General features: G+C 44.0%; 6 protein-coding genes. All 6 read right to left on the minus strand.

The features are described 5' to 3' along the window. Positions 1-14: 14 nt before the first annotated feature. Entirely contained in the window at positions 15-5330 is a 5316-nt protein-coding gene (locus QNM18_RS04640; RefSeq protein WP_284136503.1) for a non-ribosomal peptide synthetase, read from the minus strand. A 167-nt stretch (positions 5331-5497) separates the two neighbouring features. Beyond that, positions 5498-7909, minus strand: a complete 2412-nt coding sequence (locus QNM18_RS04645) for an ABC transporter permease (RefSeq protein ID WP_284136504.1) — start codon at positions 7907-7909, stop codon at positions 5498-5500. A gap of 12 nt (positions 7910-7921) precedes the next feature. Further along, the gene (locus QNM18_RS04650; protein WP_284136505.1) at positions 7922-8611 is read right to left on the minus strand and encodes an ABC transporter ATP-binding protein; all 690 of its coding nucleotides are present in this window, start codon (positions 8609-8611) and stop codon (positions 7922-7924) included. 119 nt (positions 8612-8730) lie between these two features. After that, positions 8731-9981 (minus strand): efflux RND transporter periplasmic adaptor subunit, encoded by a 1251-nt coding sequence (locus QNM18_RS04655; RefSeq protein WP_211009514.1) that lies wholly within the window; start codon positions 9979-9981, stop codon positions 8731-8733. A gap of 133 nt (positions 9982-10114) precedes the next feature. Then, positions 10115-17563 carry a non-ribosomal peptide synthetase/type I polyketide synthase gene (locus QNM18_RS04660; RefSeq protein ID WP_284136506.1) on the minus strand — a complete coding sequence of 2483 codons (7449 nt, stop codon included), beginning with the start codon at positions 17561-17563 and terminating at the stop codon, positions 10115-10117. Next, positions 17560-24351, minus strand: a complete 6792-nt coding sequence (locus QNM18_RS04665) for a non-ribosomal peptide synthetase (protein ID WP_284136507.1) — start codon at positions 24349-24351, stop codon at positions 17560-17562. The genes QNM18_RS04660 and QNM18_RS04665 overlap by 4 nt, the downstream gene beginning before the upstream one ends. Positions 24352-24807 lie beyond the last annotated feature (456 nt).

A 24807-nucleotide genomic window follows, 5' to 3' on the forward strand; every position in this document is an offset into this window, starting at 1 on the left:
ACGACCAGCAAGCTTTAAAACTCACTTTCCTGCGGCATCTCTTGCATCGCGATAGTCAGAATTTTTTCCGCTAACGCCCTAATAGTCAGTGCATCGAAAAACGTTTTCAACGTTACACTAACCCCAATCTGCTCTTCTATTTCCGCCACAATTTTTACACTGAGCAAAGAATTACCTCCGAGCTGATAAAAGTTATCTTCGACGCCTACCTGTTCGAGCTGCAATATCTCTTGCCAAATACCAACTAAGAGGACTTCTAGCTCGTTCTCAGGAGCCTCATAGTTTGCAACTCTAGCCTGCTCGATGACCATCGAAGGTTCAGGAAGACGCCTATGATCGAGTTTTCCTAGTTCAGTTCTTGGCAGTTGCTCTACAAACACATACACGCTGGGTTGCATATACTCATTGAAGATGTTCTGCACATGTCGACGCAAGGTGACTTCTTCTTGAGCTTGCGTTTGCATGTCGCTGCTCAGCACCACGTAGGCAACTATGTATTGCTTGTCTGCACTTTCTTGATGCAAACGCACAGCGACATCTTTGACGCTTTCAAGACGATAGATTCCATGCTCCACTTCGGATAAATCAATGCGGAAGCCATTTAAATTAACTTGGGCATCCTCCCTGCCAAGAATGATGATGTCCCCGTTGCTAAGCTGTCTCGCTAAATCTCCAGTGCGATAGAGCCGCTCCTTTGCAGCAGAAAACGGGTTGTCGATATACTTCTGATCTGTCAATTCACTGGCATTTAAATACCCTCTGGAAATCTGATCGCCAGCTACGTATAACTCACCTTTTCCACCACTAGGGACCGGATTAAAGGCCTTATCTAAAATGTAGAGCTGGGTATTTGTTAGAGGCCGCCCAATCGGCGTAGTGAATGCCCCCCCCGAGTAGTTTTTAGGCACTGTAAAACAGCTCACATCAGACGTTGTTTCTGTTGAACCGTAGAAATAACTAAGCGTCATAGTGCCGTGTATAGATTGCAGTTTGGAAACCAAGGTATGGTCTAAAACGTCTGCACCAATAAACCAATGCCTTGGCGGCACCAAGCGAGAAAAAGCCTGTTTATCGTAGTCCAAAAGCGTTTTAATATGTGCAGGTGAGGTGGCAGTGAATGTCACTTTGTGAGTTTGCATTGCTTGCATAAACGCCGCAGGCTCATTAAGCGCATTCTGTTGCAAGACGACCAATTGCGCCCCAGCACCCAGTGCGAAACACAACTCTCTTTCAGCGCGCACAAAATTAAATGGTGTGCAATGTAAGACAACATCAAGGTGGCTTGCGCTAAAGGTTTCTATCATCCACTGTGTTCTATTGATCATCCCTTTGTGGATCCCCACAACGCCCTTTGGCTTTCCTGTTGAACCTGATGTGTAAATTACATACGCAGCATCCGTGTCAGAGACTGGCAAATCTGGATTTTGATACTTTTCGACACTTTCAAATAAATTGTCATCGACAATTATCTCAGTCAGCTGCTCAACCCTATTGACTGACTTAGATACTTTATCTGTGAGCACAAATTTAGCATTTGAATCTGCCAAAATATGTTCACGGCGTTCGCGGGGAGTCGTCGGTTCAATAAGCACGCAACAGGCACGCGCTTTTAACCCGCCAAGAAACGCCGCAACCATTTCTACCGAGCGGTGCATATAAATGGCGACGGTACTTTCTGGTGCTAATTTGTGTGACAACAGCGTGTGCGCAATCGTATTTGCCATGTGATTCAACTCTGAATAAGTGACTTGCTGTTGTTCACAAACAACCGCAATCGCATCCGGTTGGACGGCTACTTGTCGTTCAAATAATTGATGCACGCCTTTAACTGTTAGGGAAGCCTCTTGACCTCGTGCAACTGCCTGCTGTTGCTCTGCATTATCTCTACGAGGTAGTACAATTTGGTCAATAGACTGCTCTGATTGATGAGTGAGCGACTCGACAATTCGTATGAAGCATTTTGCTAAATACTCCACCGTACCGCGCTCAAACAGCTGCGTGCTGTAATTAAAACGCAACCAAACCTTGTCTGTACACTCCACAACCGTGAGTGACAATTCAGCCTGAGCAATCTGACTCGGCGCTTCATAAGATGAAAGCTCGAGCCCATGTAAATTGATATTTGCGCCATCGGTAGCCAAAAAGAACTCACCCACTGACTCAAGGTCGGGCGCTTTTTGCAGAGCAAATCGTACATTGGGGAATATATTCGCAGCCCGCAACGCATCTCTCAATTGCGGTAACTCAAAAATTCGCTGCGATGGATAGCACTTATTTTCTAATACTGATAAAAAAGTATTCTTAACACTCTTAAGCAAGTCATTAAACAGCATACCTCCGTGTATTTTGGTACGTACTGGTTTTACATCGACAAAGCATCCAGCCACTTCAGCACAATCAACCATAGGTCGCTGAGAAATAGGCGTGCCAATAACGATATCCTCATTGCCCATAAACTTATGAAGCAAAACATTAAAAGCGCTCAATAACAGTGTATAGGGTGTCACTCCCTTACGCTTTGCCAGCGTATATATGTCGCCGCGCAATCTACCCGGTAGCCGCACGTCGAGGTTACCACCTTCAAAGTTAAACACTTTTGGACTCTTACTGTCTGCGGGTAACTCCGTCACCTCCGAGAATCCTTCGAATTCTCTGCGCCAAAAACGCGCCGACTCTGCGTAAGCTTGCTGCCTACTATCGCTTGCTTGCCTGTGACAGTAATCAAGGTAGCTCACTTGAGAAATAATCCGCTCTGGTTGCCTGCCCGCTAGGAGAGATGCATAATTTTTTGCTATCTGCTGTATGCATTTTTGGATAGACCAGGCATCCATCGCAATGTGATGAGCCACAAAGTGAAACAATACAGCCCCGTTATTTCTAGCAAAAACCGTTGCTCTAAAAACCGGGCCATCTTTCAAGTCAAACGGTTCTGTGGCCAACGCCTGTATTTGCGTATTTAACTCTTCAGTACTCCACGTTGCTGCATCTTGATAGGTTAATACCTCTTTGAAATCAGACATAGACTTAACAACTTGCTTGGCCTCACCTGATTGTTCTTGATACACGGTACGTAAAGTCGGTTGCTGCGCAATTAACGCATTCAATGCCTGCGTAAAAATATCAATGCAAAACGCCTGCTCAGATGTACCTCTGATTAAAATTGGTAGAGATAAATTTAATGCTGCGGTATTGCCAGACTGATTATCAATTTGCCAGAACATCGCCTGATGAGTTGATAACTCACCATTTACTTTGGTAGCTGTGCTCCCTGATGGCGTGCAATGGGTGTGCTGTGCATCAACTGTCGTTTTTAGCGTAGTGAGTTCTTCGATTAACTGCCCTAGACTTGACGTATTTAACAACTTTTCCATCGGGTAAATGACGCTAAGCTCGGTTTCAATATCATATTGCAGCTGGGCTGCTTTCATTGAGTCAATGCCATAATCTAGCAATGGCTTATTGCGCTGCGCTGATTGCTTAAAATGCAATTTCAACCAGTCAAACATAAAATGCTCAACCACCGAATTGGGCTGCCACTGCGGTTGTTCAGGGCTCTCTATTGAGGCGGTGTTTTGCGCCTCGTTCAACCCCTGATACTGATCCTGTTGATAATTTGCTTTGCATAGTGAACGCCTCACTTTACCACTTGAAGTAATGGGTACCTGCCCGGGCTTCACTAACAACACCTCAATGTGTAAATCAAAGGTGCTGTAAATCGCCTGTTTGATACTTTTCTCTAGCTGAGTGAAGTTCACTTTTCTCAATGATGTGCGCTCCACCTCCTGTATGAGCACTACAGAGGGTTGAGCACCTTGATGTGGTGGCTCGTCGATAAAAGCAATGCCTCTGGCTGGTTTTAATGCTGCACTGACTGATTGCGCTGTGGCTTCGAGATCCTGAGGGTAGTAATTTTTCCCTCTCAGAATAATCAAATCCTTTAACCTGCCTGACACAAAGACTTGCCCATTGTGTACAAAACCCAAATCACCAGTGCGCAGAAAGCGAGCTTGATAGCCTTCCAGTTGCGCATAGAATGCTGATTGACTGAGGGCTTCTCGCTTCCAATAACCAAGTCCAACACTGTCTCCACCGACCCATATTTCGCCAACTGAACCCTCTTCCAGTACCATACCTGAGTCTGGATTGACTATCTGTAACGACACGTCAGGTTTCACCCCCCCACAACTCACCAGTGAACACGTACCGTCGTCAGGTGCTGATTTGACCTCTATGTAGTTGTCTTCGAGTGCTCTTCGGTCCAGGTGCACAACTGCTGGTTCGGCTGCTTTTTCAACACCACTAACCATCAAAGTAGACTCAGCCAAGCCGTAGCACGGATAGAATGCCTGCCGTTTAAAACCACAGCCTTTAAATGCCTGATAAAAGTTTTCAAGGGTCTGTGGTGAAATGGGTTCCGCACCATTAAATGCTACATCCCAAGAGCTTAAATCGAGTGTTTTTTTATCCGCCTCACTGACTCGTTGTACACATAAATCAAAGGCAAAATTCGGTCCCCCACTTGTATTAGCCTGATATTGGCTTATGGCTTTTAACCAACGAAGCGGATTTTGCAAAAATGCAGCTGGCGACATCAGAACCGATGTAGCGCCCATATAGACGGGATGTAGTATATTACCTATTAAACCCATATCGTGGTATTGAGGTAACCAGCCAACGACCACAGACTCATTGGTGTGACAGAACTTAGCTTCAATTAGAGACTGGTTGTGCAGTAAGTTTCCATGGCTGACCATCACCCCTTTTGGGTCCCCTGTAGAGCCCGATGTATACTGCAAAAAGGCTAATTTATCCGCACCAAAAACGGGCTCGACCCAGTTATTTTCTGCGCTGTCATCAAGCGAGTTTGTGGTGATTAGCTGTGGTTTATTTTGTTCATCGTCTGCAAATAACCATTTGTTCACAGACTCCACACAAGATGGCTCGAGTAAAATGGCTTGAACTTCTGCGTCATTCATAATGCCACGTAATCGTTGCCAACTTTCAACCCTTGCTGATGGCAAATACACAGGCACACTCGCGACTCCAGCATATAGGCACCCAAAAAATGCTTTAACAAACTCAAGTCCCGGTGAGTACACTAACATCGCGCGCTCGATTGTAGCGCCAGCCTGCAAATTGCTGGCAATTGCACGCGCATATAAATCGAGTTCTCTATAGGTAAGTGATTGCGCTACATCCTCACCGTTTTTTAAAAAACGATAGGCGTGTTTATCGGGCTGAACTTCAGCATAATGTTTTACGATATCTACAAGGCTGTTTGCTTTTTCTTTTATATTAAACTCTGCGCTTACAAGTGAATTTAATGTCATTGCTTTTCCCTAGAACCCCGCCAAATAACGACCTCAAATTTGTTATTAATGTTGAATTTGAAGTCGGATTTATTCGCCGTGGCACAACTTAATGGCATAGAGCAAAGTACTTACACATAAAAACTGTGGCTTTCCTTTGCTGCTGAAAAATACATTGGCTCCGCTGGTTAATTCGTATGAAAGACCAAAGCCGGTTTTGTATTCGCTATTTTGTATGTGTGATAACTTGTTATCAGCGTCGTCAATACCGCTGAAGCAAGCCCGATATATACAAACAATGAAGGTTCCAGCATGATTCGATAACTAAACTCACTGAGCCAACGACTTGCAAACATGTAAGCAACGGGCCATGCAAGCAAATTAGCAAGCAGTAATAATTTCAAAAAGCCGAGATTAAATAACACTGTGATATCCCATGCAGACGCGCCGACCACTTTACGTACGCTGATTTCTTTTTTCTGGTATTTCGTCGAATAAGACACCAATCCAAATACGCCAAAACAAGAAATTATGGTTGTCACAATAGCTAGGGCGACCATCACCACACGATAGCTCTCCCATTGCTCAAACCCGCGCGCTAAATCATCCTCGATAAATGATCTAACAATTGGATATTGTGGATAGATGCTATTCCATGTGCTGTCGATATGTGCAAGACCATCTGCAACCCCATTTTCAGACAACTCTACTGATGCATGGACAAAGCCATTGGTCTTCACCAAAAACAGATAAGGTTTGATTGGCCCATGGCCTGCCAGCATATGAAAATCTTCGACAACACCGACAATTTTATAAGAAAAAGGCAAACGAGAAGGCTGTATTCTATCTATGCTTTGGTTGATGGCCTCATTGGCACTGGCAAAACCGAGCTTTCGCATGGCCAGTTCATTGATGATGATATTAAATTGACTTGCACCACTGTCCGGTCCGGGATCAACCAAATCAGATGGGTGCTCTTTAGAAAATAACCGACCTGCCAAAAGTTTAACGTCATAGCTGTCAAAAAACCCGTGATCCATATCAAGTCTATTTAATGAGATGGCGCTTGTTTCACTTTCCCCTTTCACGGCGTAAGTGCCCATCAAATTGTAATCCTGTGCCGGGACGCCCGTTGAGCCGCCAACACTCAAAACATCAGGATGTTTTTCAAGTTCAGCTTTAAGCGTTTTGTAGTGAGGCGCAATATCGGTCCAATGGATATTATCGATCACCACCACGTTTTCTTTTTCAAACTTCAAGTCCATATGTTTTAAAAAGCTGACTTGTTTATATATGATCAATGTCACGATGACTAAGCCAACAGAGACAGAAAATTGTAGTAAAACAATTGCCTTTCTCACCCACATTGAACCCTGCCCAAATCTCATCATACCTTTGAGTACATGTGCTGGTTGAAACTTAGATAGCATAAACGCAGGATACGCACCTGATAGCAAACCGGTGACCAAACAAAGAAATACAAGCCATCCGATTTGCCCCACATTGCCCAATAAATCTAATACCATTGATTTTTGAGTCATGGCATTTACAAGTGGTAAGAAGTAATAAGTCACAATGAGTGCAAACAGTAAGGCAAAAAATGCAAGAATGAGTGATTCAATTATAAATTGAGCAAAAAGATCCCTTCTACTGGCACCTACTGCCTTTCTGATCCCCAGCTCTTTGGCGCGCTCCGCACCTCTGGCGGTTGCCAAATTAACCACATTTGCACACGCCATCAATAAAATCGCCAGCGCCACCGCTGATATAATATAAATTATCTGTAATCCTTTGCCGTCTTGTGCGAGTAGGTTAATACTGGCGACGGGCTTTAGTTTAAGCTCGACTTTAGTAGAGAGAGCCTCAGGTGCATTGGCAGCAACAAGCTGAGTAATTTCCCGTTCAATTGCATCAGGATCAGCCCCCGCGGTTAACTTTAAATAACTGCTTTGGTTTGCATAGTCCCAGTTTATTATGCGATCGCCATACATTTGTTTAGCACTATCCATTGATGCAAATAAACTAAAAGTGAGGTGAGAGTTATTCGAGATGTCTGCGATGACACCTGAGACTTGCATTTGATGTTTTCCATCCAACCACACCATTTGATGCAATGCGTTGCCACTGGGAAATAACTTGTTTGCCATTGTCTCTGTGATGACAACTGAATTCGGCTGTTGGAAAGCACTTGCTCCATCTCCCGCAGTGAACTCCAAGCCAAATACATCAACGACATTCGGATCCGTAAATAACAAATTTTCGTAAAAACGATTGTCATTTGCCGACACTAAAAAGTTAAAGTGACCAAATCGCGTTGCACTTTCGACTTCAGTTTGGTTGCTCTCGATTAAAGGAACTATTGGCCCAAATGTATATTGTGTGTGAGTCCGATCGCCATTGCTAAAGCTGCGGTTCATCTCGACTCGGTATATGCGCTCAGAGTCCTGCCAAAACCCATCGTATTCAAACTCATCATTAACATACAGCCCAACTAACAGAACGCAGGCAAGTGCAATTCCCAAACTAATAATATTTAGCAGTGAATACAGTGGGCTATGTACAAGCCGCTTAAGTGAAAAAACTATCGTATCTAACGTCATGAATCACCCAAATCAGCTCGCTATACTTTGCTCAAGAGAGCCCGAAACAAGTTTACCGTCTAACAAGGTCAAAATTTGATTGGCATATTGGGCATGCGCTTCGGAGTGTGTCACCATGATCACCGAAGTACCTGTTTTATTGATATCAGAAATCAATTCCATGATCTCTCTACCGAGGTTACTGTCTAAATTACCTGTTGGCTCATCCGCTACGATGAGCTTGGGCTTATTCACCAAAGCACGGGCGATTGCAACGCGCTGTTGCTGCCCTCCTGAGAGTTGCCCAGGATAGTGCTTGATACGATGATCCATGCCTACTTTTTTCAGCATTTCTAGCGCCAGCTCCCTTCTTTTTGCCTTGGGCATTTTATGATAGAGCAAAGCTACTTCTACATTTTCAATCACCGACAGCTCATCGATCAAATTAAACTCTTGGAACACCACACCTACATGCTCTTTTCTTATTTTGGCAAGCTGGCTTTCTTTGTAGTTTGCTATCTCCTCTCCCATAAATTCATACTGCCCCTCAGAAGGCGTATCCAGCATGCCAAGCACATTGAGAAGTGTAGATTTACCACAGCCAGACGGTCCCATGATTGCCATAAACTCCCCTTGAGGCAGAGAGAGGTTTATATCACTTAAGGCCGTTGTTAAGATTTCGTCTGTGCGATAATGCTTTGAAATATTTGTTAGTTTTATCATTTGAATTCTATCAGTTTGTTATATTAGTTTTTGACATAAATTGAACAATAAAATATTGCACGAGCTTGCGTTTCACTATCAAACAAGCTCTCCATGGTCGGTGGTAATCCAGCTTTGAATTACTCGAGGATCACGGTTTCCGAGTCAAGGAAGTTTGCGTACGATGAAGAAATGATTTTTTCGTCAATTGCCAACCCGGAAATGACTTCGACATATCGATCGTTTTTACGACCTAATTTGACATGTCTTTTAATCGCTTTGTGATTTTCAGGATCCAGCACAAATACCCACTTACCGCCCGTATCCTGATAATATGCGCCGTTGTGTACCATTAGGGATGATACTGGCTCTGAGAGTTCGAGCTTTACGATGAAATTTTGACCGCTCGTGATGTCTTTGGGTTGCTGATCAGTGAAAGTCAGATCAACTTTAAATGTGCCATTGATAATTTCTGGATAAACTCTATCTACAGCAACCTGATATGGTTTCCCTTGATATTGGATACTGCCTTTTACGTGCTCTTTGACTTTAGATACATAAAACGATCCAACCTCCGCGACAATCTTAAACCTGTCGATTTGATCAAGTTTGCCTAAGTGCTCACCTGGTGACTTTGACTCTCCTAGTTTGATATCTAAAGACGTAACCTGACCAGATATGGGCGCCTTCACAATGAGGTCATCCAAACTCGCTCGGATTATATTTAAATGCGCTTTAAGACGTTGCTCACTTTCTTGAAGTTGCTGGACCTTTTCCCCTCTGACACTATCTTCACTTTCTTGTTCTTGTCGGATAATAGCCAGCTGGTTAGTTTTAAACTCTAGCTCTTCTTTTACCGCTTCAACGTCATCTGTACTAACATGCCTCTGGCTAACCAAACGCTGATAATTCTTTAACTTACGAGTCAGTCGTTTGATATCGTATTCTATTTCGTTGCGTTCTGTTTCAAGGTTTAGGCGTTTGCTGTCAATTGAAAGTCGAGTATTTGTATTAATATCTAACTGCTCACTGACACGTGCTTCTTGAGAATATACTTGAAGTTGAAATGCGGTATTTTTGAATTCAATGATTTTTTGCCCAGCTTCAACAAAGTCGCCTTTTTCCACATATAGTTTCTCGACAATACCACCTTGTATCGCATCCAAGTAAACTGTATTAAGTGATTCAGCAGCACCACTCACTGGCGCCACATTTTCAAAGCTACCTTGTATAACTGTTGATGTAGTTACCCTTTCAAGCTTAACCGACGAATAATCACCTAAGTTATATTCATTATAAAAAACAATTACACCACCTAGCAAAACACATACACCAAGCGCTTTGCCTAAAACCTTCTTATAATCGGTTTTCTTTTTAACTACCACATCCATATAACAACCACCCAAAACACAAAAATTAATTTTGTGCACATTTATTATTTTTATTATTTTTATGGTTACTGCCGTTTTATGTTCAAAAAACGGCAGTAACTTAGCGTAAAGTTAAGTGACTTTACTTTATAGACTAAAGCTCAAATTCAATTAAATTTTCGTGCTCTAAATCAGTCTCGCCATTTTCATTTTGTTCAACAATGTTAACACTGTCGATCAGGGCAGAAATTGATTCTACACTACTATATTCAAATATCAACTTCGTCTTTATCTCGAAACCAAACTCAGCCATTAACTTATTTACAACATTAATTGCCAGTAAGGACTGCCCCCCTAAAGCAAAAAAGTTAGAGGTGACGCTAATGGTTTTTAAGCCTAATACTTCAGCCCAAATATCATGAACAACTCGTTCGGTTTCTGTTCTCGGCTCAATATATTCTTGTTGTGTTTCTTTCAATTTTAATTTGAGAGCTTCTTTATCAATTTTACCACTTACATTTCGAGGTATATCATCTATAACCGTATATACGTTCGGGATCATATATGCTGGAAGCTGATTAATGAGCGTCTGTTTAACATGAGTAAATAACTTCTCTTTATTCACAGAATCTTCAAGTACTAAATAAGCCACTAAATATTGTTCTGCGCCTTCTTTTTCTGCCAATACAACGGCTTCTTTAATACCATCAAATGCATTTAAACAGACATCGATTTCAGACAGTTCAACTCGCAAACCGCGTAATTTAACCTGTCGGTCTTTACGCTCCATAAACTCCAATGATCCATCAGGCATCCAGCGGCAAATATCTCCGGTGCGATACCAGATATCCTTTTCACCTTGCACCAATGGATTTGATATAAAGCTTTTTGCCGTTAGCTCAGTATTGTTTAGATACCCTCTCGACACTCCGGCGCCACCGGCATATAACTCTCCAGGCACACCGATTGGCTGAGGTTGCTGTTTTTCATTTAAAATACACAGTGCCATGTCGTTAAATGCAGCCCCGATATTACTGATCCCTAACTCGATATCTAGCTGTGATATCTCTCTGGCCGAGGCATACACTGTCACTTCAGCAGGTGCCCAAACATTAAAGAAACGGGGCCTATTTTGCGTGTCTAGCTCGTACCATGGTCGCAGCATTTTAAAGTTCAGTGCTTCGCCAGCTAGATTCACGTTTACGAGCGACAGTGCATGATTTTTAACGTCAAATAGCGATTGCAGCGTGTAAAACGCTGAAGGTGTCATGGATAAATGAGTCACCTTTTCATCAACCAACAAACGATAAAGGTCGCCCATGTCTTCAATTAAAGTATCGGGAATGAGCACCAATTGCCCACCATGCAGCAGACTTCCCCACATTTCCCAACCTGACACGTCAAATACATACGAGTGGAATGCACACCCAATATCATGTGCGGTTCGCTTCATGGCCGTTGGGCAAGCATCAAACAAGCGTGTCATATTGCGATGCTCAATCATAATCCCTTTAGGAGTCCCTGTACTGCCTGAGGTATAGATGATATTTGAAAGCTGAGACGGTGTGACTTTTATATCGAGGTTCGCTGGCGAATAGTCCGAAAATAAGGTGCTATCTTCAGTATATACCGTACTTACTCCTTGCAGCGGATAAGCAAAAATGTCTTCTGCACGGGTTAAAAGAAGTTCAGCCTGCGATTCGCTCAGGATTAGTTCAGTGCGCTGCTGTGGCAGACTAGGGTCGATGGCTACATAGGCCCCACCCGACTTAAGTACAGCCAAAATTGCAATGTACATTTCAAATGAGCGACCCAAGCACAGTGCAACCACTTGTTCAGCAACAATCTGGTGATGTTCAATCAAGTAATTAGCTAAGCGGTTTGCTCTGTCATTTAACTCGGCATAAGTGAGCGTCTCGCCATCGAGTTTTAAAGCGATGGCACTAGGTAATTGCGCTGCGGTCTGTTCAAATAGTGTGTGTAAACACCACTGAGATCCGCTAGATAAAACATCTGTCACCTCATTACTACTTAGCTTCAGATCCGCTTGCTGCTTTTCCACAGACTCAGTAAACAGTGCTTTTAACTGATGTAGGTTTTGCAAATTATCAAGGACAAGTGATTCGTCAACTCCAAAGTCGACAAGACAAGCGATTTCATTCACACCACTGGCCGCTATCTTTTCAACAGTTGGCTTACAACTATCCACCGTGCCCAATAAAGCATTTGAATGATAATATCGCATAAACGCGCGTTCCGTAATCGCATTGAGTTCGTCAGACTGATTTAAGTCCCCTGATAAAACCATATCTGCGGACTCGCCAACCAATCTTGCTATTTCCTGTGGTGATCCGGCCGAGGTAACCAAATAGCGTTTAAATGGCTCCTTCACGTGGTCAAAGATCACAGCTTCATTCTCAGCAATAAAGGTATGAGCCAGTAGCGTGACAGTGCCGTGCCCCATATGACCGGCCTTTTTCCATGCATCACGATATGCCGCAACTTTATCAGCAAGATCATCAAGAGATTGCCCAAGTAGATGGGTTAAGACATTTTGACCCGCCTGACCTGCCCTAATGAACGCGTCAACATGGCCAGCAGTTGTTGTCCAAATCGGTATATCGGTTTGAATAGGGCGAGGCCTGATACTCACCTCTTCGATTTTCCCATTACCCGATGGCATTTCTAGCGTCTCACCTTTCCACAGAGACTTAACTGTTTTAATCCCCGCTTGCAGGTCATCTCTGCGGCTTTCATACCCTTGCGGTGCAAGCACAAAATCTTTTGGAGACCAACCTGCCGCAAAACCAAGTCCAATTCGGCCTCCTGAAATATTGTCGATGACCGACCAGTCTTCAGCCACTCGAACAGGGTTGTGGAGTGGTAACACACAGCTGCCGGCTCTGATCTTGACACGTTCAGTCATGCCCGCAATGGCTGCCGCAGTGATCGCAGGATTGGGAAACAAGCCACCAAACGCGCCAAAGTGGCGCTCAGGAGTCCACACCGCTTCAAATCCATGTTGATCTGCAAATTTAGCCCCTTGCATCAGCAGATTGTACTTACCTAGACGACTGTCACCGGCATCGTTTGCAAAAAAGAACAAACTAAAGTTGACACTTTTTTCGCTACCCTCAATCTGCTGCTCACTTGCTGTTAGTTGGTTGTATACGGAGTGAGATAAGCTGCCCTCGCTATCCGTATGCCAATCTACATACTGGGTTGACTTTTCTTGCTCAGATAGCATCGGCAGCGCTCGGATCGTCTGACTTGGCTGCGCAATGATACTTGATAGCAAACATTCAAAGTTGTCAGCCATTCGCTCTATTGTGTCAGCTCTAAACAAGTCTGTTGCGTATTCCCAAACACACTCAACCCCCGTATCTAACACTCTAAAATACAGTGTTAAGTCATATTTACTAAATGGCGCCGTAAATGGCACACTCTCGAATACCTGAGCTTGCTCTTCGTCAAAGTCACCTCTTCCCCCACCGACAGTCTGACTTTGATCCATATACACTAATTGTATCTGTGCAATGGGCTCGTAACTCAAACTGCGATTTGGATTCAATTCATCCACTAAGCTTTCAAATGGTAAATGCGAATTGGAATAGCACTTCAATAAGTTTTGCTTGGTTGTAGCTAAAAACTCGGAGAATGTTGGATCACCCGTCAAATCGCTGCGCAATACTAAGGTGTTGACAAAAAAACCAACTAACGGCTCCACTTCTTTTTGCAGTCTATTTGCAACTTGAAAGCCCACTATAATGTCATCTTCGTTGCTATAACGACCGATAAAGGAAGAAAATGCAGCCTGCATGGTCATATACAAGGTTGTCCCTTGCTCTTGACTCAAACGGTTGAGCCCGCCAAGCACGTTATTGCCAATGGTTTTAATGTACTGAGCGCCGCGATAGCTCTGATACTTTGGTCTGGTAAAATCGGTTGGTAAATTGTTTACATCAGGGGCGTCCAATAGGTACTCTTTCCAAAATTCAATTTGATTAGCCAGTTCATTTTGCCCTAACCAACGGGATTGCCAGTCGGCATAATCAATATATTGAATTGGAAGTGGTGGCAGGTCATGGGCTTCACCTTTAGTATAAGCGAGGTAAATCTTACTCATTTCTTCAACGAGTATATTGACCGTCCAGTTGTCCGAGCAAATATGATGCTGACTGATACACAGGATGTCACGATGTGCATCAAACTTAATCAAGAATGCTCTTACCATCACGCCATCTTCTAGCGGCGTTGGCTCCAACAAAAACTCGTCAAATAGGGCTCTTGCGGCATCCATTCTTTCTGACTCACAAACATCACTGACGTCTCGCGTAATAATCTCTACATCGCAATTGTCCGTAATTTGCTGTACTGGCTGACCATTTACATTGCGATAGCGCGTTCTCAAAATGCTGTGTCGATTGACTATTTCAGACAGCGTCTTCTTCATTGACGCGATACAAACGTTTTTAATAAATACGCAAAAGGCGTTGTTGTATGCGGACAACCCATCTTCCAACTGAGAAATCATCCACAATCTTTGCTGTGAAGTGGAAAGGGTTGATAGCTCGGTTTTACCCGTAGCATAAATTGGTGGTAACACGAGGTCGTGCGCGCTTGCATCTCGCTTTTTTTGAATTTCGTCTGCTTGTTCAGCAACTGTCGCCAGGGTGAATATGGTATCAATAGACAACTCAATTTCAAATGTCTCTCTGATCTCCGTGATAACTCGAATGGACATCAGAGAATCAACGCCCAAATTTAGTAAGTTGTCGTCAATTTTCAGCGTGTCGTTCGCAAGATATTTTGACCAAATAGCCAATAACTGGCTTTGTATGCCAGTCAATCCAGCATCACTTGAAACCAAGCGCATCGACTGTACTTGGTGTTCTTTTGCATGTGTGACCTCATCATGCACTTGGCTAGATTGCGGCGATGTGTTGACCGAGCCAATGCGCATCAACTCCGGCGCGTAATAACAAGTATTGGCAAATGGGTAGGTTGGTAGCGCGACTCTACAGCGCTGCTCTGCATCATAAAACTTGGTCCAGTCAATATCGTAGCCAGCCAATTGCAATTGGCTTAGTGACGCCAACAAAGCACTTTCAGCATGTTGAACATGCTGTTTTGCACTGCGCGTCGTTGCGATAGACACCGCTTGTGCGCCATTTCCAACTCCATTTTGCGCCACCAGCTGAGAAAGCGTATTTCCCGGTCCCAATTCAACGCAAATGACATCGGGATCTTTGAGTAACACCTGTGCACAGTCTGCAAACTTTACGGTGTGACGCAGATGTTGCTCCCAATAAAGCGGCGTTTGAACTTGCTCGCTATCAGCCCAATCGCCTGTCAAATTAGATAAAAAAGGCGTGTGAGGCGCATTCAGTGCAATGTTTGACATACACGCTTTAAAATCACTCAATATCGGCTCAAGGTGTGCAGAGTGCATGGCATGAGAAGTATGTAATTGAGTCGCACTGATTTGCTGTTCTTGCAGCTGGCGTTGCAGCTGTTGAATTAATTCTTTATCGCCTGACACCACAACTCTGTGCGGTGCATTGAGCGCCGCAATAGCAAGCCCATCACAGAGGTAGCTCTCCACCTCTTCTAGCTTGGCAGCGACTGCCAGCATAGCCCCTTCTTGCATAGACGCAACCAACTGTCCTCGTTTTGCCACGATAGTCAGTGCATCTTCATAGCTCATCACACCCGCTGCACATGCGGCAACGTATTCCCCTAAACTGTGACCAAGAAATGCTTTTGCATCACAGCCCCAGCTAGTGAATAGTTCAAATAACGCATATTCAAATATAAACAGTGCCGGTTGCGCATATTCCGTCGCAATCAACTCTCTGGCTTCATATTCATTGGCTGGGTAAAGCATCTCTTGTAACGCAACACCCGTACTTTGCTCATACAGTTCAAACCCTTTTAACATTGAAGCTTTAAATACGGGCTCTGTGTCGAAAATATCCCGCCCCATATTAATGTATTGAGCCCCTTGGCCTGGAAACAAAAAGCACAATGTCTTTGTCTTAGACTGCTCTATCTGAGTGTGTTTGGTCTTACCTTGTAGTTGAGTCTTCAAATCATCAAGGTTTTTCGCCACAAAATTTGATTTGATTTTCAAACTTTTCCTGCCAAGGTGCAGGGTATATGCAATATCAGCAATACTCGCATCTGGGTTTTTGGCGATATACTCTGCCAAGTTGTTTTCCATTTCGATTAAGGCAGCATCGGTATTGGCCGATAACGAAATAAGATGCTCATCTCTAGATGGGCCAGAATAAGGCTGCTCTTGATGATCCTCAAAAATAACGTGAGCATTACTGCCGCCCAACCCGAACGAGCTCACACCTGCACGCAATGTACCGCCCAGTCCGCCATCCCAACTTGCACAGTGCTGATTGACATAAAATGGACTATTTTCAATATGTAGCAAAGGGTTAGCCGCAGTGTAATTTAAACTCGCCGGGAGCGTTTTATGCTGCATAGATAAAATGGTCTTAATTGCACCTGCAACGCCTGCTGCTTCGCCTGCATGGCCAATATTGGATTTGACTGATCCGATGGCAATACGGCAGTCTTCAACCTCATCAAAAACCTGCTTTAGCGCAGAGATCTCTATTGGATCGCCTATTTTAGTTGCCGTACCATGGGTTTCGATATACTGAATAGAATCGGGGCTAATTTCCGCTCTTTGCAATGCATCACTGATAACCTGAGCTTGGCCGCTCACACTTGGCGCCGTAAATCCTACTTTGTTTTCGCCATCGTTATTGATGGCCGAACCTTTGATCACTGCAAGAATATTGTCATTGTCTTCAACAGCGTCTTCCAATCGTTTAAGGACTAAAACGCCACAGCCTTCTCCGGGCACAGTGCCCTGCGCCAACTCATCAAAAGGGCGACATACGCCATCTGGCGATAGAATCATATCCTCTTGATATAGGTAGCCTTGCTCTGCAAGTGCACCAATATATACGCCACCAGCCAAAGCAATATCACACTCACCTATATTTAAGGCCTGGCAAGCTAAGTGGATATTCACTAATGAAGTTGAGCAAGTGGTATTATTTGAAATTGCAGGCCCAGTCAAATTCAACTTATGTGATACGCGAGAACACAAATACCCAGGTTCATTTACACTCGCCAATGCGTAACCATCTGCCATTGACGAACTTGCTAAACTTTCATCTACTTTTCTCAGCCAACGTGTATTGCTGCTCGCCCCCGCGTATAAACCTATAAGTCCATCATAGTTTTCACTGGTGTACCCGGCAGTCTCTAAAGCCTCCCAAACCACCTCGTGAAATACACCAAACTGCGGATCCATAAATTGCGCTTCAGCGGCGCTATAGCCAAATAACTCTGCATCAAAGCACTTTTTTCTCGCCACAAAGCCCGCACGCTTTACGTAGTCACGATGTGAAATCGTGCCTTTATCTAAACCTTGTTCTACTAACTCGCTTTCCTCGAGCTCTTTGATACCTTCGCTGCCTGAGTGTAACAACTGCCAATATTGTTCTATATTTTGTGCTGCAGGGAACCTGCCTGCCATTCCTATGACGGCGATTTCTAATCCGTTATACTCTTTCATATCTCAGTCCCAGTTTTTATTTTTGAATTGTTTTTATTAAACTTTTTTCTTGCCAACATAATTCGGTTTTTCGCACCATCTAGGTTTTTGCGCTTAACCTTATTGACATTCGACTTGCTCACAAATTGACTTAGCTGCCCAACACTCGGGTACTGGAATAAGTCTGCAATTTGTAATGATGTATTGAGTTGATGATTGATTTCTTTGCATACAGAAATCGTGTTTAATGAGTTTCCACCCACTTCGAAAAAGTTATCATCAATGCTTAACTCATTGATGCTTATACCCAGCTCCTTGCTCCAAATCTCCAGTATCACTGTTTCGACACCAGCTTTTGCCGCGACACGCTTGCGACTTGAAACAGGCTTTGCCATCAATGCTAAGCGATCCACTTTGCCATTCGCTGACAATGGGAAGGTGTCGACAACCGAAATGGCACTCGGTACCATGTAAGCAGGCAGCTTAAGCTGTAAGGCTTGGCGCAAGCTGTTGATAAACTCAGGACTGCCTTCATTGGGATTGGCAACTTGGACAAATGCACATAGCACTTGATTTTCAGCACGCTCTTTGACCAGCACCACAGCGTCATGAACCGATTCAAGGTCTCTCATTTTTGACTCAATTTCACCGAGTTCAATCCGCATCCCTCTGAGTTTTACTTGGCCATCAAGTCGGCCTAAAAACTCTATGCTGCCATCGCTGAGCCAACGCGCTAAATCACCGGTGCGATAAGCCTTGTGCTCCACACCTAACATGTTCAATGTCACAAATCGCTGGGCGGTCAATTGAGCCTGCTTTAAATACCCCAAACCTACTTGGCAACCAGCAATATATAGCTCTCCTTGCGCTCCTTTGGGTGCCAAATTGCCATCTTTATCGAGGATCAACAGTTTAGTATTGGCCGAGGGATAACCTATGGGCACCCGTTTGTCTTTTCTCAATGTGTTGAAATGCCAATACGATACTTCAATTGCAGCTTCTGTTGGCCCGTACTGATTAACCAATTCAACGCTTTCAAAGGCGTCTATCACTTGTGCTTGAAGGTTATAATTCAACGCCTCCCCACTGGTCATCAGTAGCCTTAGAGACTCTAACTTAGAGGTATCTGCATGATTGATAAACAGCTGCAACATCGAAGGGACAAAATGAATAATCGTTATACCCTGAGCTACTATTGTGTCCGTCAGGTAGTTCGGATCAGACTGCGCACCAGGTTTGGCCAAAATCAAAGTGCCGCCTGATGTGAGTGGCCACAATATCTCTCCCAAAGAAACGTCAAAGCTAATTTGAGTTTTCTGTAGTATTTTGTCATTCGGCTGCATCTTGAATTGATGCTGCAAAGTATGAAGCCGATTCACCAAGCCACCGTGGCTATTTAGCGTTCCCTTTGGCTGACCCGTTGAGCCTGAAGTATAAAAAACATAAGCCAAGTCGGAAGGCGCCACCTGTACTTCACTCGTCGCAATATTGTCTACTTCGCATGCACTAAACACGCTGTCTTGTAACTGCATGTGCGCCTGCTCAAACTCATCAAGCAACACCAGTTGGCCTTCATAGTCTGGTAAAACAGATTGAATATGGGTGTGCGTCAATATCAGCATCGACTCAGAGTCATCAATCAAGTGCTTTAAGCGGTCTTTTGGCAAACTCGGCTCTAGCGGAAGATATGCAGCGCCCGCCTTGAAAATGGCCAGCATGCCCACAACCAACCCAAGTGAACGTTCAGTACATACCCCAACCAATGCAGACGGCGGGACCTTGGCAGTATTTTTTAAATAATGTGCGAGTCGGTTTGCCCTTTCATTGAGCTGCGCAAAAGTCAGATCAGTGCCTTCAAACGACACAGCGATAGCATCTGGGGTTTTCGTGACTTGCAACTCGAACAGTTCATGAATACACAACGATGGAGAGAAGTCCACAGCGGTATCATTTAGTTCGTTGACCAGATGTTGTTGCTCTTGCTCTGATAGCATCTGCAATTGACGCAGCGGAGTATTAGACAGCCCTTGGTAACGACTTAAACCAACCAGCAAGTTGTGTAGATGCTCACTCAGTTGTCGAATATATGCATCTTGAAACAAGGTCACGTCATAAACCCAATTAATAGAGATCCCACTGTCGCTGACCTGAATATCAATATCTAAATCAAATTTCGTTTGAACACTTGTCACTTGAAAAGGCTGAACATCTATATCCACAGCTGCTGTCGAATCAAACAGCGACGCATTATGGATACCAAAGTCGTTATTAATGGTTAGCATGATTTGAAACAGAGGGCTGTGGGCTGTACTTCGCGGCACTTTAAGCTCATCAACCAATAGCTCAAACGGTACGTCTTGGTTAGATTGCGCCTCCATATGCACCGTCTTTACATAGTTGAAATACTCACCCAATGACGCTTTGTCGGTATCCACACGAAGTACTAAGGTATTCACAAAACAACCAATTAGCGCCTCTACATCTGGTTGAAGCCTGTTCGCCACAGGCGTACCAATTACTACATCCGAGTCATTACTGTGACGGGCAAGCACCAACGCGAGTGCACCGTGGAGCAACATAAACGGGGTTAATTGATGGTGTTTAGCCAAACGAATAAGTCTGCTGCTCGTGTCTCTGTCCAAACAGCTTGCCACCTTTTTGCCGCGATACTCTTTAACTTTTGGACGTGCTGAGCTCAGCGGTAAACGATGTGTCGCAGGCAGCTCAGATAACTTGCTTTTCCAATACGCCAATTGTTGGGTCACAGCAGGTGTATTGAGACTATTATGCTGCCAGTTGGCGTAATCACAATACTGCACTTTAAGTGCTGGCAATGGGTCTGGCTCTTCATTTAGGAAGGCGCGATATAAACTAAAAAACTCTTTCATCAATAACTGAGCAGACCAGCCATCAGAGGCGATATGGTGCATATTGAGTACCAGCACACCTTTGGGGCTATCGCCTTTAACGATCTCAAAGCAACTGACCCTGAGCATCGGCGCTTGCCTTAAATCAAATGGTTTAGCCACCTCATCATTGATAAGTGCTTGGATGCCTTCTCGATTGTTATCTCCCTCAATATGGTGCGTCTGGTGTGATAAGTCATGAACCGCAACCTTGAAGTCCACCTCTGTCATAGGTATGACATGCTGATGCACCTCTTTATCCTGTTCTCTGTAAACCGTTCTTAGGACATGGTGGCGGTCTATAATGGTCGCAAATACCCGTTCCAGTAAATTTAAGTCCAGCGTTGATGTATATTCCAAAGCCACAGATATATTGTATTGAGAAGCCCCACCCTGTAATTTATCGATAAACCACAACCTGTTTTGTGCAGAAGATAAAATGCGATAACTTGATGCACGCTCAACAGGCACAATGTGGCGAGATAGAGCCGACTCTGTGTGTAATTCACTCGATGTGGCTAGGTGGCAGTTTATACGCTGCTCAATCATCGCTGCCAAGCTGGACAAAGTCTTTGATTCAAACACGCTCTGAACCGGTAATTCAACTTCGAACTGAGCGCGAATGCGTGACACTAAACGAATGCTCATCAAGGAGTTTCCACCAAGCTGAAAGAAATTTGCAGCGGTACTCAACTTGTCGGCATCAATGCCCAGTAGCTCAGCCAATATCGCCACCAACTTCTTTTCTGCTTCGGTGGTAGGTGCAACATAACCCTGAACCAACGCGCCTAAGTCAGGTAACGGTAAAGCGCGGCGATCTACCTTACCATTTTTGGTCAATGGCCATGCGTCAACCGCCAGCAATACACTCGGGATCATGTGCTCTGGTAATTGTGCCAAAAGTTCCAGCTTAACTTTTTTTACCCAGTCAAATTGTTCTTCATTGTCCAACTGATGCGCAGGCTTGATATACCCGATAAGCTGTAGTTCACTGCCCAACTCTGTGGCAGTGACCAATGCTGAGTCGATGTCTGGGTGAGCTGTCAATTGTGCCTCAACATCTCCCAACTCTAATCGAAATCCGCGTATCTTAACCTGCTGATCTTCTCTCCCAACAAACGCCAGTTTTCCATTATCTAGATAGCGTACCAAGTCCCCAGTGCGATACAACCGCTCTGAGCTGGCGGGATTGTTTTGATCATAAAAAGGATTTGAGATAAAACGTTGTTGGGTTAATGTCGGCAGGTTGAGATAGCCTTGCGCCACCCCTTTACCACCGATGTACAATTCACCTATCGCACCGTAGGGCAGCAACCGCTGCTGTCGGTCCAAAATAAAATACTGAACATTCGCACTGGCACATCCAATATGGATTTGTTCACCGTTGGAAATATTTCCTCGTGAACTGTATATCGTGATTTCAGTGGGACCGTAATAATTGTAAAATTGGACTCCGAGCGCCCGCCACTTTTTGACTAACTCTAAGGAGCAGCTTTCCCCTCCCGTCGCGACTACTTTAAGAGATTGATAAGTATCTGGCTTTACAACTTCGAGGATAGAGGGTGTCATAAGCAAATGGGTGACATCAGCATAAAATTCCAATTCTTTTTGAAAGTCCATGGATGAAGCCAGTCTCAATTTCGAGCCTGATGCCAAAGCACACCAGTAGAGCCATATTGCCGCATCAAATGCAATTGAGGTGGCCTGATAAAATACATCGTCCGGCCCGCCGTTAAATGGCGGACAGGTGGTACTATGCAACATGGTATTTGTCAGACTTGCATGGGAAATCATCACACCTTTTGGCTTCCCAGTGGAGCCCGATGTATACACTACATAAGCAAGATGATGAGCATTTAAGCCTAGCGTTTCTTTCGCAATATTTTGAGTGCTATAGTGGCTATACAGCTGCACATCATCTAAATTGATAACCTCTCCAGAAAAGCCTGTTAGCGCGTCATGCGCTTGTCGATGACTAACCATGGTTGTCAGCGCAGCATCCTCAAACATATACTCTAGCCGCGTTCGAGGATAACTCGGATCTAGTGGAATGTAGGCTCCCCCAGCTTTCAAGATCCCCAATATTCCTACTATCATTTCCAGTGAGCGCTCAGCGCACAATCCAACAAGTGTGTTCGGTTTAACACCGTGCTTTTGCACCAAATGATGGGCAAGCTGGTTGGCACGCTCGTTAAGCTCTTTGTATGTCATGCTTTTCGTTGCAAATATCAATGCAACACTATTGGGCCTAATTTGTGCTTGCTGCTCTATAAACTCATGAATAAATGGCGCATGAGGATATTCCTGCTGGGTGGCATTAAGCTCGGTTACTAGATAGTGAGTTTCTTGCTCATCGAGCATGGGCACATCATGTGGAGAAATGCGCAAATTGGATATGTGACTCAGTTCGGTGAGTAAACGGCAAAAGTGCTTGCTGAATCTTTTAACTGCCTGTTCTGAAAACAGGCTTGTGTCATATACCCAGTTTATTTCCAAACCTTGCTCGTTTATATTGAGCTCTACGCTCAAATCAAACTTGGCCAGCACTGAGTCGACTTGGCATCGCCTTATAGTCACGCCTGCCAACGATTCGTTTAACCCCTCAACGCCATTTCCAAAGTTGCCATTGTTAACTGTCATCGCAATTTGAAATAGCGGACTGTGGCTAGTGCTTCTTGAAATATTTAACGACTCGGCTAGCTGTTCGAGCGGCACATCTTGGTTTGCCTGCGCCTGTTGGTGAACTTGCTTGATATGTTCAAAATAACTGGCTAGTGATTCTTGGTCGGTGTCGACTCGCAGTACCAAGGTATTCACAAAGAACCCGATCAATGAGGCCAACTCTTTTTGAGCCCGATTTGCCACTGGAGTGCCTATGACAATATCTGCGCTATTACTGTGCCGAGAAAACAATAGTGACAATGCACCGTGTAATAGCATAAATGGTGTCATGCCATTTTGTTTGGCTAGAGTGTGTAAATTATTACTTATCGGTGCAGGCAACCTGTCTTGAGTTATACCACCTACATATTGCTTTACCGAAGGCCTAGGGTGACACAGCGGTAAATTGTGCACCACTGGCAGATCATGTAATTGCTGAGTCCAATAGCCTATTTGTTTGTCCAAGCGCTTGTTAGATAGCGACTCGCGCTGCCAATAGGCATAGTCTACATACTGTATTTCTAACGTTGGTATGGATGTTTTCTTGCCTTCAATCAATGCTTGGTACAAGGTAAAGAATTCTTTCGCCAACACATCTATGGACCAACCATCTGATGCAATATGATGCATACTTAACGTCAATACAGCGTACGTCAGATCCGTTTTGAAGTATCTTGCACGCAGCATCAAATCCTCAGACAAATTGAACGCTTTTTGTTGCTCCTGTGCGGCCAACAGGCGGATTAATTGCCGCTGCTTTTCTTCACTATACTGAGATAAATCTTCACAAGTTAATTCAAATTCGACGGCCGATGCAGGTCGAATTGACTGTTTCACTTCACCTTCATATTCAATGTAAACAGTTCTGAGCACTTCATGTCTGCTAACAATTATATTGAATACTTGCTTCATTACAGCAATATCCAAACTCGGGGTCACCTCATAGGAGACTGACATATTATATTGTGACGATCCCCCGTGGAGTTTATCAATGAGCCACAACCCTTGCTGAGCAAAAGACATTGGATGCAGCTGCTCAGCTACCTCGCTTCGTGCGATTTTTTTTATTCTTTTGTCTAAGGTTTTGTCTGTTAGATAGTCTATTAATTGATTTTTATTATCTTTAATTAGCTGAGCAATCTCAGGGCTTATTCTGCCCTTTGGCGCTTTGGCTTTCAAAACCCCGTTGTCTAAATAAATACTCACGCCCAGATCTGTTATTTTTGAATATACTTCCTTCACTTTTACCTCAAAACTTTTGATGCATATTTTAATTTGATCTCAAATTAAACGCGCTTTCCTTTTGAGCTCCCAACACCCAGCTGCCTCATTCAATAGTCTTGGCTCAAGCCCAGCTCCCCAGCAATACAAAACTGGCAAACAGCCAAAATACGCAGCTTTGGTACTGTTGCTTTAGGCCAAAACACAGCAAAAATTACTTGGTGTTAGGGCATCTACTTTATGATTGAATAATCTTGGGTACTTACCATTGGCAAGTACGAAAAATAAGTAAGAAGTGGCCAAGTATCGACTGGCCACTGTGGGAAAGTTACACCCTACAAAAAATCAATGCATATCGCTCTTTGGCAAAGACATATTCAACCACTCATTTGTAAATGAGCTGCATGCTGCCAGCTTAGCGCCGTCATTTCTTTATCGAAATTAAACATACTTTTTCAGCGCAGTTTGAACACAGTT

This window comes from Pseudoalteromonas obscura, from assembly GCF_030135505.1.
GTDB classification, from domain to species: Bacteria; Pseudomonadota; Gammaproteobacteria; order Enterobacterales; family Alteromonadaceae; genus Pseudoalteromonas; species Pseudoalteromonas obscura.

Bases quoted from the DNA above. Each gene is read 5' to 3' on its own strand.
- QNM18_RS04655 (WP_211009514.1), bottom strand. From the start codon at position 9,981: ATGGATGTGGTAGTTAAAAAGAAAACCGATTATAAGAAGGTTTTAGGC.
- QNM18_RS04660 (WP_284136506.1), bottom strand. From the start codon at position 17,563: ATGAAAGAGTATAACGGATTAGAAATCGCCGTCATAGGAATGGCAGGC.
- QNM18_RS04650 (WP_284136505.1), bottom strand. From the start codon at position 8,611: ATGATAAAACTAACAAATATTTCAAAGCATTATCGCACAGACGAAATC.
- QNM18_RS04640 (WP_284136503.1), bottom strand. From the start codon at position 5,330: ATGACATTAAATTCACTTGTAAGCGCAGAGTTTAATATAAAAGAAAAA.
- QNM18_RS04645 (WP_284136504.1), bottom strand. From the start codon at position 7,909: ATGACGTTAGATACGATAGTTTTTTCACTTAAGCGGCTTGTACATAGC.